18 protein-coding genes are annotated in these 10832 nt (G+C 55.1%); 15 read left to right on the plus strand and 3 right to left on the minus strand.

Annotated elements, in window-relative coordinates; all coding sequences use genetic code 11:
• Positions 1–535: phage integrase (locus tag ABN482_RS16175; RefSeq protein WP_502877320.1), on the minus strand; the 535-nt coding region annotated here is incomplete at its 3' end.
• A 110-nt stretch (positions 536–645) separates the two neighbouring features.
• Positions 646–1305, minus strand: a complete 660-nt coding sequence (locus tag ABN482_RS16180) for a hypothetical protein (protein WP_349504942.1) — start codon at positions 1303–1305, stop codon at positions 646–648.
• Positions 1306–1477: 172 nt separating this feature from the next.
• On the opposite strand from ABN482_RS16180, the gene ABN482_RS16185 reads away from it, so the two are divergent.
• The 14 genes from ABN482_RS16185 to ABN482_RS16250 all read left to right on the plus strand — a co-directional run bounded on the left by ABN482_RS16185 (position 1478) and on the right by ABN482_RS16250 (position 9165).
• Entirely contained in the window at positions 1478–1696 is a 219-nt protein-coding gene (locus ABN482_RS16185; protein ID WP_349504943.1) for a hypothetical protein, read from the plus strand.
• Positions 1696–1884, plus strand: coding sequence for a hypothetical protein (locus ABN482_RS16190; protein WP_349504944.1), 189 nt, complete (start codon positions 1696–1698; stop codon positions 1882–1884). The genes ABN482_RS16185 and ABN482_RS16190 overlap by 1 nt, the downstream gene beginning before the upstream one ends.
• Positions 1881–2141, plus strand: a complete 261-nt coding sequence (locus ABN482_RS16195; RefSeq protein WP_349504945.1) for a hypothetical protein — start codon at positions 1881–1883, stop codon at positions 2139–2141. Before ABN482_RS16190 ends, ABN482_RS16195 begins: the two co-directional genes overlap by 4 nt.
• Positions 2138–3241 carry a replication initiation factor domain-containing protein gene (locus tag ABN482_RS16200; protein ID WP_349504946.1) on the plus strand — a complete coding sequence of 368 codons (1104 nt, stop codon included), beginning with the start codon at positions 2138–2140 and terminating at the stop codon, positions 3239–3241. The genes ABN482_RS16195 and ABN482_RS16200 overlap by 4 nt, the downstream gene beginning before the upstream one ends.
• 26 nt (positions 3242–3267) lie before the next feature.
• Complete coding sequence (locus ABN482_RS16205; protein ID WP_042487380.1) at positions 3268–3579, plus strand: hypothetical protein; 312 nt, start codon at positions 3268–3270, stop codon at positions 3577–3579.
• A gap of 2 nt (positions 3580–3581) precedes the next feature.
• The gene (locus ABN482_RS16210; protein ID WP_109061551.1) at positions 3582–3788 is read left to right on the plus strand and encodes a hypothetical protein; all 207 of its coding nucleotides are present in this window, start codon (positions 3582–3584) and stop codon (positions 3786–3788) included.
• A 3-nt stretch (positions 3789–3791) separates the two neighbouring features.
• Positions 3792–4034, plus strand: coding sequence for a hypothetical protein (locus tag ABN482_RS16215; protein ID WP_349504947.1), 243 nt, complete (start codon positions 3792–3794; stop codon positions 4032–4034).
• A 55-nt stretch (positions 4035–4089) separates the two neighbouring features.
• On the plus strand, positions 4090–4332 hold the full coding sequence (locus tag ABN482_RS16220) for a hypothetical protein (RefSeq protein WP_349504948.1): 243 nt from the start codon (positions 4090–4092) through the stop codon (positions 4330–4332).
• 153 nt (positions 4333–4485) lie between these two features.
• Complete coding sequence (locus ABN482_RS16225) at positions 4486–5859, plus strand: hypothetical protein (protein WP_349504949.1); 1374 nt, start codon at positions 4486–4488, stop codon at positions 5857–5859.
• Between the two features lie 7 nt (positions 5860–5866).
• Positions 5867–6154, plus strand: a complete 288-nt coding sequence (locus ABN482_RS16230) for a DUF2523 family protein (RefSeq protein WP_109061933.1) — start codon at positions 5867–5869, stop codon at positions 6152–6154.
• A gap of 3 nt (positions 6155–6157) precedes the next feature.
• The gene (locus ABN482_RS16235) at positions 6158–7210 is read left to right on the plus strand and encodes a zonular occludens toxin domain-containing protein (protein ID WP_349504950.1); all 1053 of its coding nucleotides are present in this window, start codon (positions 6158–6160) and stop codon (positions 7208–7210) included.
• Positions 7211–8458 (plus strand): type II secretion system protein GspD, encoded by a 1248-nt coding sequence (locus tag ABN482_RS16240; RefSeq protein ID WP_349504951.1) that lies wholly within the window; start codon positions 7211–7213, stop codon positions 8456–8458. It abuts the gene before it with no gap.
• 37 nt (positions 8459–8495) lie between these two features.
• Entirely contained in the window at positions 8496–8741 is a 246-nt protein-coding gene (locus tag ABN482_RS16245; RefSeq protein WP_349504952.1) for an AbrB/MazE/SpoVT family DNA-binding domain-containing protein, read from the plus strand.
• Between the two features lie 178 nt (positions 8742–8919).
• Positions 8920–9165 (plus strand): EexN family lipoprotein, encoded by a 246-nt coding sequence (locus ABN482_RS16250; RefSeq protein WP_349504953.1) that lies wholly within the window; start codon positions 8920–8922, stop codon positions 9163–9165.
• Here the strand turns inward: ABN482_RS16250 and ABN482_RS16255 are convergent.
• Positions 9162–9842, minus strand: a complete 681-nt coding sequence (locus ABN482_RS16255; protein WP_349504954.1) for a metallophosphoesterase — start codon at positions 9840–9842, stop codon at positions 9162–9164. The two genes, ABN482_RS16250 and ABN482_RS16255, sit on opposite strands and share 4 nt — an antisense overlap.
• Before the next feature lie 286 nt (positions 9843–10128).
• Between ABN482_RS16255 and ABN482_RS16260 the strand changes: the two genes are divergently transcribed.
• On the plus strand, positions 10129–10614 hold the full coding sequence (locus tag ABN482_RS16260; RefSeq protein ID WP_349504955.1) for a hypothetical protein: 486 nt from the start codon (positions 10129–10131) through the stop codon (positions 10612–10614).
• Positions 10615–10832: the final 218 nt, after the last annotated feature.

Below are 10832 nucleotides of genomic sequence, written 5' to 3' on the forward strand. Positions count from 1 at the left end.
ACTGGATCAGTCGCTGTCGAACCTGCTGCGGTTGCAGTTGTTCGGATTCGCTCCATCTAGCGCCTGTCGCAAGGCAAATGCGCGATACCAGATCAACATGCGGATTGGTGGATTTTTTCAGTTCAGGCAGTAGCGCGTCGATCTGCTCCTTGGTCAAGAACGACAGCTCGTTTTCCTGCACTTTGAACTGCCGCAGGTCTTTCAGCGGATTATCACGCTTCCATACGCCGAGCCTGATCAGCTCATTGAACATGGCCCGCATGTATGCGTGCTCACGGTTTACGGTGTTCAAGGAAATTCCTGCATCCAGGCGTTGAGTGCGATATCCCGCGAACACCTGTGCATTGAACTCGCTGGCAATGGGATTTTTCAGCGCAGCGATGGCAGCCTTGATCCGCTTGTAGGTATCTTCCGCTGCCCGCAGCTCTTTGCCATGATGGTCAAACCAGATGGCAGCCAGTTCATCCAATCGCCGTAGGTCTTTCTTCTCGGGCATCCAGTCGGCCTGATTGTTGGCATTCGACTTGACCCACACTTCCCAATTCCTGGCTTCCGCCTGGGTGCGAAACGTCTTGCGTAGGCGTTTCGCACCTCTTCCTCCAGGCTGTATATCGACCAGCCATCCTTTCTCTGTCCTGCTAATGCTCACAGCTTATTCAAATCCGCACGCAATTTTTCAATGAAGTCTGTTTGTTTTTTATGCTTTTCAATTGACGCCTTTACCTCTTCCAGAACTTGCTTAATGCGTTCTTCATTCAGGGTGAATGTCGTCTCTTCATCGTGGACTTGGTGACTTTTTGCCAAATTTCCAAGCATCCGCTGCAAGGCCGGAAGAATTGCTTCTGTCTCCTCGTAGTCCAATACAGGGATAGTGTTTTCAGTGATCAGGTCAATTTGCCTCATCTTTTCAGCACGAATAGTGTGAGCTCGTGCTGCATTCAAGTCTTGAGGTACAGGCGACAGTAGGTGATGCACATTTCGTACTAAAAACTGGCTATCGAACGGTGAGAAATTCTGCAAATTGAAATCGTCTCCCAAGTCACTCTTTACCCATTCATCAGCATATTTCTGACGCAGCGATTGTTCGTGAAGAACCGCCTGAAAGTACAGAGTATTGCTCTTGGGTACTTCCTTATGCTCCGGTGACAGGTGACCATACTTTGGGTCTTCAAAGCCTGCGGTAAGCCACAACGCGTGTTCCGGCCATGCCAAGCAGACCGCCTCAATCATTTCGGCGGTTGCTCGCTTTTTCCCTCTATTGAAATCTACCCAGCTCGCTGCTGCGATGCCGGTGGCGACTTCCATTTCCTTCCATTTCCGATCAGTTTTCGTGACCTCTTTTATCAGGGTGCGAAGCCGATCCTCGATTGTGATCACAAAATCGTGTGTGCGGGGTCTTGACACAGGCTTATCCTCTGGTCATAATCCATTCAATCATGGATTATTTCCATAGTTGGTTGGTGTTTCAGGCTAGATTATGACGATAGATCAGGATTTTGCAAACAAGGTGGCCTTGACTATGCCACTCATGACGCCGCTTGCCTTCTCCCGAGCAATGGGTATCGAACACTCTGTCTTCCAGGCACAGTGCAATCGTGGCTACTGGCCGACGATCAAGGTCGGTAAGCGGGTGTTCATCAATGTGGAAGCCATCCGCATCAAGGCCGCAGAAAGGGCAGCGGAGTTCGCACTGTGATGAGTCCCATTGCCCATCTGGTCGTCACCGATGCCGAGCATCTGCGCACGCTCGCCACGCTGCGCAACCAACTGACCGACGCCAACAGAATGCCCGAAGCCCATGCCATCTACGAAGGCATGTTCCTGTTGACCCAACAACTGCGCGACCGCGCCCGTCTGCTCATCAGCATGGGGAAATCGGCATGAAGCTCCGCACCGTCAAACCCAAGCGCACCCAGCTCGATTTCTGGCCAGAGCTGCTCAACAAAGGCATGGTGCAGTACGCCCGACTGGCTGGCAGCGGCTCCACATTGCACACGGCGGCTGCACGCTCCGAACCGCTGTCGGCCCGCGCCTGCCCGCAGCTCCGCGAGGACAGCCGCGGGGCGACAGCAGGCAGCGGCCCCCCCCCGAGTAAAACGGGGAGAAACGGAATAGGCGTTGGTATTGAGGTGAAACGATGAGTCATCGACTGACAAAAACCGAAAAGCTGGTGCTCGAAGGCCGTCGCGTCAAAATGACCTTGGCCCAGGCGCAGGCCACCAGCAAAGACCGCTGCTCAGTGGATTGGGTTTCGACCACGATCAAGGGAACCGATCTGTTCAATTCCCTGTTCTGGACGCTGAGTAACGAACACCATGAAGGTGAGTTCGTCACCGAAGTCCAGGTCATGGCGATCCTGGCCAAGAAAGTGGCCGCGATCACTGGCTTTCAGGTGGGCGACCTGCGCCCAGGCCGCAACTACTACGACAGCACCCTACGCATTCTGAGCGATGAGGGTGAGGAAGTCGGCAGCGTGTCCGGTGGCGGCGTGTACCAGCGCGATACCTATCTGATCATGCTCAACGGCAGCGGCTGCACGTTCGCTAAAGCGGGCTGGCGTCAGGCCATGTATGACTTCCTGGTGCCGCTGAATGCTCGGCTGTCTCGCATCGACATTGCCCTGGACTTCTTCGAAGGTGGATGCGGCGGCGTTGAAGGTGTGCGCGAAGCCTGCATGAATGGCGGTTTCGATTACCACGGCAGACGGCCCCAGGGGCGCACCGATGGCTATTGGGATGCCGGACACTCACGCAGTTACTACGTGGGCCGACGCGGTGCAAAGCTGGTCAATGCCTACGACAAGGGCCACGCCTACAAAGACATGGAATCGTCTTGGTGGCGCATTGAGCTGCGCTACTGGTCACAGGATCGCATCCTGCCGCTGGAATGCCTGATCGAACCGGACACCTACTTTGCGGGCGCACATCCCTACATGCAGGAACTGCTGGATGTGTCCGAGGCCATTCGCATCAAGACTAAGCCCAAGCTGGAAGACGTGACTACCGATGCTGTGGTCAAGCGCAAATTGCGCTGGCTTGAAACCACCGTCGCCCCATCCCTGGTGCATCTGACCCGCGCATTTGATGCGGGCTTGGAGGGCATGGCCTGGATTGGCGACCTGATCGAAAAGCATGCAGCCCGCGAGCTACCGCGCAGCCTGCGCACCGTACCCAACGCCCTGTTGAAACAGGGCATCCAACGCATATTGAAGCCCGCTGAACCGGCCAGCGTGGCGGCTTAACCGACGCCGGATAAGGAATCGACATCATGAAATTCAATACCCGTATCACCATCGCTGGCGTCAAAGGCTCCAAGGGCAAGCTGGAAAGCGGCCAAGAATACGACAGCACCAAGATTTACGTCCAGACCGACCTGGACGACAGCAAAGGCATGGGCAAGGGCTTTGCCACCGTGGAATACAACTATGGCACCTCCGAGGAGTTCCACAAGCTCAAGCACCTGCCGTTCCCATTGGTGGCAGAAGCGGAACTGGAAATCGTCACCAACGGCAAGACGCAAAAGACCGTCATCACCAGCTTGCAGCCTGTCGAGCTGGCGAAGCCCACGAAGGCGGCCTGACCATGTGGTGCGTTCCTCGCTATCTGGTGCAGAGCACCGAAGACGGCTCATTTCTGGCCGCTGATGGCGAAGGTGGCGTCATCAACGTGATGGCCCTGACAGCAGCAGACCCGTTCCAGGAACCGGAAAGCGCCGTCGAGGCCGTGCAGGATCACTTGGATGGCCGGGGCGTAGTCATCCTGATCTATGTGCCGTGCATCCAGGCTTGAACCATGACACGCATCTATATCCAGTACTGCGACATCAGCACCGAAGCCGGGACGGATTGCCCTGTACAGCATCGCCAGCAAATCGCCATCGAGCGCGAAACGCTGGAAGCCGCAGGCAATCCGATTCCTACGCTGAATGCCGCTGATGTCACCCAGGTATTCAGCCTGGGGCTGTCGGTGGTGGTGCTGTTCTTCCTGCTGGGGCGCGGTGTTGGAACCGTATTGAACCTGATCCGCAGGGGTTAGGTAAATCCGACAGGCAGGCGGTTTCCTGCCCAATTCTCAAGAAAAGGAACTTCACATGAAGAAGCTGAAATTCAACCTCAAGCCGGTGGTCGCTGCTGTGGGCGCTACCGCACTGACGCTGGCATCGGGTGCCGTCATGGCCCAGGAGGCCGGCAGCATCGACCTGACCGCGATCACGGGCGCGTTCAAGGCAACGGATGTCATCACGGCGGTGATGGCCGTAGCCGGTGTGCTGGCAGCGATCTACGCCACCATGACCGCCGCCAAGATGGCGCTTCGCTGGATTCGTGGCGGTTGATCCGGCCGCATGACTGACTCAGGCAGGACTGGCCATCCTGCCTGAGCATCCGCCTCTTTGGAACTTGCAAATCGTGATTACTCAGCTTTGGTATCTCGTCATCTTTGCCTGGGGCATTGCGTGTGCTTGGGCGTTGATCAAAGGATTGGAGTAATGAGCCTCTACCGTTTCATGATCGTGTTTTTTGTATGGCTGCTGATTTCCTTTCAGCCAGTCTTTTCTCAAGCACTCCCAAAGCCCACGCCAGAACCTGAACGCGTCACACGCGCCATCTCAGGGACATTGCAGCAAGGCATGCAACGGCGCGGCTTTGCTGCAAACGATCATCGTTTTATGAACACGGTAGCCAGGGCGACACCAGGACTATCTGCGGTTGCAGGTAGTACCGCAGCAGTGGTAACCGTGGGGGCCGTAACCGCTCCTGCATGGGCAACAGTAGCTATTGCTGCGGGCATCGGGGCTGCTGTCACTTATGCAGTCAGCTTGGGCCTTGACGCATTGGTGAACTGGCTATTCCGCGATGACGGGCTGATCGACCAGTCTAGCGATATGGCTGGTGAGCGTGACCCTTCATCGGGCATTACTCCCGGTGTTCCTGCATGGCGGGCAACCGTTTGGACTGATCGCTACACCTCGCATCAGGCATGGGGAGGTGACGGCTATGCAATGGCAAAACAGGCATATTTCAGTCGTAAATCCGTTCTGGGGGAAACGCCAGATCCAAATATTCAATGTCGCGCACACTCTGCGACAAATATATTTTGTGAATTGCAAGGCGCGGTGCTCGACATGAACGGGCCACCAAATCAATGCGCCAAAGGTACATTCTTTGCCGCTGAACTGGGATGTGCTGGCTACAGCTTCCCCGCTGAAAATGCCGTGGATGACCGCGACGGTTTGACGCCACAAGAGGCTATCGAAGCGTTGCCCGAAGAAGTACTTGCGCAACCATTGAATCCCGCTTTGCTGGCTGGCCTTGCCAATCGCGCATGGCAGCAAGCTGCATCTGAACCGGGTTATGACGGCTTGCCATACCCGCAATCAAATCCCTTGACCGCCGAGGATGTTGCGCCGTGGTTGCAAGCCAATCCAGAGCTTGCGCCTACAGTGCGAGATTTCGTTTCCCCGAACCCTGTTACGAATGACAGGCCGAATCCTTGGGCGCTGCCGTCAAACCCTACGGCATCACAACCAACGCCAGCCATTCCGAATAGCAACGCAACCAATCCTGGCGCAGACAATCCAGTCACCAATCTTGGCCCAGACCCTGGCATTGGTGCTCCGACACTGGAAGCCATACCCACGGCGCAGCAAATCGCACAGCCCATTCTGGACATGATGCCCGACCTGCGGGGCTACACGCCATCGTCACATGCGGGCGAATGCCCACGCCCGACCATTGAGCTGTACGGCACGCATGTGCTCGATGCGCATTGCACCCTGATCGACGATAACAAAGCCATCATCCAGGCCGCCATGCTGCTGGCCTGGGCGCTGATCGCGCTGTTCATCGTCCTGTCCGCGTGAGGTCGCCATGTTCGGAATTCTTCTCTCTGCACTGAACAGCGTCCTGGCCTGGGTGTTCCGCTCCCTCTTGGTCAAGTTCGTACTGTTCTTCGCGCTGTACTTCATCACCTCGGAGTTCGTCGGTTTCATCGTTGCGTTGCTGCCTGGAACGGGGGCCGTCGATGATGCGCTGTCCGGCATTGGTGCCGCCACTTGGTATTTCCTGGACGTGTTTCAGATACAAGCTGGCATCGCAATGGTGGTGTCTGCCTATGCCACGCGCTTCATCATCCGGCGTATGCCGATCATTGGATAAGCCATGCCCATCAATGCCTATACCGGCCTGATGGGATCAGGCAAAAGTTATGAATGTGTATCCTCGGTCATCGTGCCAGCCGTCAAAGCTGGCCGCCGCGTGGTCACGAACGTGGACGGCATCGACAGTGACGCGATCCGCGCCTACTGCCAGGACAAGTACGGTATCGCACCGGAGCGCCTGGGATCAGTCGTGCATTGCAAGAACGAGGACGTAGGCAAAGCCGACTTCCTGCCCTATGGCGAGAATGTCGATACCTTCTGCCAGCCCGGCGACATCATCTGCATTGATGAGGCATGGCGCTTCTGGGGGACGGACTGCAAGCTGTTGGCCGAACACAAGGTGTTCTTCCGGGAACATCGTCACTTCGTCCATCCCGATACCAAGGTGTGCTGCGACCTGGTGCTGATGGTGCAGGACATTTCCGATCTGCATCGTATCCTCAAGGTCGTGGTGGAAGTCACCTTCAAGACCACCAAGATCAAGACGCTGGGCCTGCACAAGACCTACCGCGTCGAAATGTGGGAAGGCTACAAGCTCACGCAAAAAGGCCGCGTGGCCGTCGAGAACAAGCGGTATGACCCGCAAATCTTCCCGCTCTACAGCAGCTATACCGGCGGCGCGGGCAAGGAACTGCAAGTCGATGATCGCCAGAACGTCCTGAAAAGCCCCAAACTCTGGATTCTGGCTGTCCTGGTGATCGGACTGTTCAGCATCAGCGTATACACCTTGATGGGTTTCTTCGGCAGCAAGCCAGAAACCGACAATTCAGCCATATCAACGGGTTACGTCGGTTCCAAGACAAATTCAGCGTTGCCCGCATCGGCAGCGACAACGCGCGCCCAAGCCCGCCAAGCCATGTCCACGTCCTGGCGACTGGTCGGCACCATGCAGGCAGGCAAAACCGCCTACGCCGTCATTCAGTCCACCGATGGCCGTATGCGGCTTGAACATCCTTCCAACTTCCAGAACAGCGGTGCCGTCATGATCGGTGAGGTCGATGGCGAACGCATCACCGCTTGGAGCGGCAGCAAACCCACTTCCAAAGGCCAATAAATGAAACTGCGTATCCTGGCATCCATTCTGTCTCTGGCCCTGGCTGGCACCGTTCACGCGAAGACGGTCAATCTCGACCTGCAAGGGGCAAGCATTTCCGAAGTCGTGCAGCTCATCTACCGCGAGGCCACGACCACACCTTATGTCCTGGCCCCGGACGTGCTGGAAGATGAACGGCTGGTGTCCTTCCGCTACAAGGACAACCAGGGCAAGCTGTCGCTGTTCATGCAGTACTTCCTGGACAGCCTGGGCTATATGGTTGAACGCAAATCAGGTGTGGACTTTGTGCGCAAGCGTGTAGAGGGTGAACCGCCGATCCAAGCCGAGCATATCTACATCTACCAGCCGCAGTACCGCGAGGTGTCGTACCTGTCGCGCACCTTGGCACCGCTGTTCAAGGGATCGTTCGTCACCAATCGCAGCGTCAGGGCCACACCGGAAGCCAGCCCCAAGGGCGACGTACCAATCTCGTCGGCGGCATCGCTGATAGATCAGTCTGCCGACGTGCTGGTTTTTGCAGGCGCAGAGGAAGAAATCGCACGCCTGCGCGAGCTGCTGCCACAGGTGGATAGGCGCATTGGCGAAGTCGCTGTGCGTGGGCTGGTTTATGAGGTCAGCAACACTGACCGGCAGGGATCAGCCTTCGGATTGCTGGCAAACCTGCTTGGCGGCCATGTAGGCATCGGTATTGGCTCCACGGCTACCAACCTGGGCAACTTCATACAGATCAAGAACACCAGCTTGGATGCCGTCTATTCCATGCTGTCGAGCGATAGCCGCTTCAAGGTGGTGTCCTCGCCTGCGCTGCGCATCCAGTCAGGATCACAAGGCATCTTCTCGGTGGGCCAGGATGTGCCCGTGCTGGGCGCTCTGTCGTACCCACAAGGTGCAGGCCAAGCCGTACAATCGGTCGAGTATCGCAGCTCCGGAGTCATCTTCGACATCCGGCCTGTGGTGAAGGAAGGCATTATCGACCTGGACATCACGCAGCAGCTCTCCAACTTCGTGAAGACGACAACCGGCGTCAACAATTCGCCCACGCTGACCAAGCGAGAGCTGAAAACGAAGGTGGGCATGCAGGATGGCGATGTGATCGTGCTGGGTGGCCTGACGGAAAGCAAGGACACCAACACGCGGGACGGTTTGAGCTTCTTGCCTCGGTTCCTGCACACGACCGGGTATGAGCAGTCCAGCAGTGAAATCCTGTTGGTGCTTCAAGTACAACGCGTACCGAGCGATCCATCATAGGTTGAGTACGTGAAATCGCTAATAGGCTTCGTGGATCATGAAAAAAAAGACAAATCAGCCTACCCATGTGGCGGTGCAGGTTAGGCAGATCAGGAACAAGCATCATGCAGATTCGTTGGATCTGCATCTAGACGGCAACCAATCGGGAAAGCAGTTGCAGGCTACGCCTCGGCGGCGGTACACGTTGGATGAGCTGCTGGCTGCTTCTGATTACCCACCCGTTCAAGTGAAGGAAGACAGAGAGTGGGTAGATGCGCCGCCTGTAGGCCGTGAATTGATTTGATAGCTTGCGCGGCGAGCCTTTTCGACTCTTCACGAGTACGTGAAATCGCTAATAACCTGGCTTTGTAGTGTTGTATCGCTCTACATACAACATACAACGCTACAAACTACAGCAATTTATGGATTGCATGATATTGACGACCGGGCTATGGTTTTCCCGTTTTTGTTTGGAGGGAACCATGAAGTTCAAACTGTTCGTTGGCATTGCCGCCGTCACCGTCTTGTCAGCATGCAGCTCGGAAAAAGAGCATGATGTGAAGTACTACATCGACAACCCGACTGAACGCGCAGCGAAAATCGAAGAGTGCGTGAATAATCCTGGCAAACTGGACAGCACAGTAAATTGCGTGAACGCCAAAGAAGCGCAGGTGCGGCAGGAGTTCAGCTCGGAAAACAAAGGGATGCCAAGCATCCGATCCAACTAAACGGCCTTTAACGTCTGCAAGTTCAACAGCGTGAACTTGCCGCCATCGCGCCACCCCCCGGTGTCGATGAAAAACACGTTACCCAATTGCGCCATCTTGCTCACTGTCATGTGACCATGCACGATGGCGCGAACACTGCGGACTGGCTGCTTGTACCCGGTACGGTAGCGGTCGATAGACCACAGGCAAGTATCTTCGTCCTCGGCGCTGAATTGGCGTTCGTATATGGCCTGCCAATCGTCATATGGGAAGTCGGCATGGATGATGCCCACTGGCCCATCTGCCGTGTCCACTTCAATCGCTAACGGCAGCTCACGCAGGCTTTGTGCAATGTGTTGGTGCGTCAGTTCATCCAGACTGTCGAGCCATTCTCCGCCGTGCGCGGAATGGTCAATATTTGACAGTGGATCACCCGACGCCCGGCGCCATGTCATCAGGTCATGATTGCCACAGACGGAATGAAACCAAGGCTGCGCAAGCCATTCCAGCACCAGGGCTGACTCTGGCCCTCGGTCTACCAGATCACCAACGGCGAACAGCCGATCACGCTCTGCAGAAAAGCGCACCCTGCGTAGCGCTGCATCAAGCTTGCTGAAACAGCCGTGAATGTCGCCAACTGCGAAGTCTCGTCCCTGAGTATTCAGGTTGAAGCGGCGCAGGCGTAACGTGTCTTGCATTGTCTGTCGTTGGAGAGAACATAACAGAGCAACTTACCTAGACTGCGTGTGCCATGTCAAGGACGGGCACGGAAGCCGCAGCCCGGCTTGCCGGGACCGGGTGAGTACCCGGCGAAGCGCATCCTTGACACACCACGGTTAAAACACGCTGTTGGTAGGGTTGCAGGGGCTTTTGACCCTGAAACCCTGCCTAGCGGCGAGCGTTGAAGTGTGCCGGTCCAGTGGTTGATTTTGTACAATTGTTGAAGCAACTCTTCGACAAACCTGCCTTAGGAACAAGCAATCAATGGACTTAAATCTTGGTAGCATTATTCCGCTTGCGATATCAATTTTCAGTTTTTTTATATCTTTATATGCTTTGTACAGGAGCCGAAATTCAGAAATATTTTCGCTTCGACAGCGAGTGTTGATTGAGTCACAGAAGGCTAAATCCTCCTGGTATTACTTGAGAAGAGAAAATGATTCGGTTTTACATAAAACTGCGGTGGATTCGTCCATTCCTCCGCAGTTAAAGACTCTCATATCTGAGTTTCTTCAAGAGCACGGGGAGTTTATTGAAAATAGCATTAAAGATGCATGTGCTCTGGCGGATGATGTTTATAAGAATATAGAGAAATTTAATCAAAAAAAGTGTTATAGATATTTACGATTCCTTGAGCCCGGAGCAGAGATTCTTGCTAGAAACCAAGGCGAATCTAAACGTAGAGTTAATGAAATGATTGAGGCATATCAAGCGAAAGTTAGTGAAAGTGGCTCGGTACAAACCACCTAGTAAAAGAGAGTCAACCAAGCGTCAACCACATAGCAAAACATAGCGTATCCATAGCGACAGATGAATGGCCTAACCAATTGATTACAAAGACAAAGCACCATCAATGCCTTGCCATCAAACTGAATCATAATCCGCAGGTCCCCTGTTCGAATCAGGGATGCGCCACCAGAATTTCCCCTGTTAAATCAGGACATTGAAGCCACCCGATGCGGTGGCTT

Source organism: Corticimicrobacter sp., assembly GCF_040137905.1.
Classification (GTDB): Bacteria; Pseudomonadota; Gammaproteobacteria; order Burkholderiales; family Burkholderiaceae_B; genus Corticimicrobacter.

Excerpts from the sequence above, each read along its gene's own strand:
- ABN482_RS16225 (WP_349504949.1), top strand. The coding sequence starts at position 4,486 with ATGAGCCTCTACCGTTTCATGATCGTGTTTTTTGTATGGCTGCTGATT.
- ABN482_RS16190 (WP_349504944.1), top strand. The coding sequence starts at position 1,696 with ATGAGTCCCATTGCCCATCTGGTCGTCACCGATGCCGAGCATCTGCGC.
- ABN482_RS16230 (WP_109061933.1), top strand. The coding sequence starts at position 5,867 with ATGTTCGGAATTCTTCTCTCTGCACTGAACAGCGTCCTGGCCTGGGTG.
- ABN482_RS16210 (WP_109061551.1), top strand. The coding sequence starts at position 3,582 with ATGTGGTGCGTTCCTCGCTATCTGGTGCAGAGCACCGAAGACGGCTCA.
- ABN482_RS16180 (WP_349504942.1), bottom strand. The coding sequence starts at position 1,305 with ATGGAAGTCGCCACCGGCATCGCAGCAGCGAGCTGGGTAGATTTCAAT.
- ABN482_RS16260 (WP_349504955.1), top strand. The coding sequence starts at position 10,129 with ATGGACTTAAATCTTGGTAGCATTATTCCGCTTGCGATATCAATTTTC.
- ABN482_RS16220 (WP_349504948.1), top strand. The coding sequence starts at position 4,090 with ATGAAGAAGCTGAAATTCAACCTCAAGCCGGTGGTCGCTGCTGTGGGC.
- ABN482_RS16240 (WP_349504951.1), top strand. The coding sequence starts at position 7,211 with ATGAAACTGCGTATCCTGGCATCCATTCTGTCTCTGGCCCTGGCTGGC.
- ABN482_RS16215 (WP_349504947.1), top strand. The coding sequence starts at position 3,792 with ATGACACGCATCTATATCCAGTACTGCGACATCAGCACCGAAGCCGGG.
- ABN482_RS16205 (WP_042487380.1), top strand. The coding sequence starts at position 3,268 with ATGAAATTCAATACCCGTATCACCATCGCTGGCGTCAAAGGCTCCAAG.
- ABN482_RS16250 (WP_349504953.1), top strand. The coding sequence starts at position 8,920 with ATGAAGTTCAAACTGTTCGTTGGCATTGCCGCCGTCACCGTCTTGTCA.
- ABN482_RS16200 (WP_349504946.1), top strand. The coding sequence starts at position 2,138 with ATGAGTCATCGACTGACAAAAACCGAAAAGCTGGTGCTCGAAGGCCGT.
- ABN482_RS16195 (WP_349504945.1), top strand. The coding sequence starts at position 1,881 with ATGAAGCTCCGCACCGTCAAACCCAAGCGCACCCAGCTCGATTTCTGG.
- ABN482_RS16255 (WP_349504954.1), bottom strand. The coding sequence starts at position 9,842 with ATGCAAGACACGTTACGCCTGCGCCGCTTCAACCTGAATACTCAGGGA.
- ABN482_RS16245 (WP_349504952.1), top strand. The coding sequence starts at position 8,496 with ATGAAAAAAAAGACAAATCAGCCTACCCATGTGGCGGTGCAGGTTAGG.
- ABN482_RS16185 (WP_349504943.1), top strand. The coding sequence starts at position 1,478 with ATGACGATAGATCAGGATTTTGCAAACAAGGTGGCCTTGACTATGCCA.
- ABN482_RS16235 (WP_349504950.1), top strand. The coding sequence starts at position 6,158 with ATGCCCATCAATGCCTATACCGGCCTGATGGGATCAGGCAAAAGTTAT.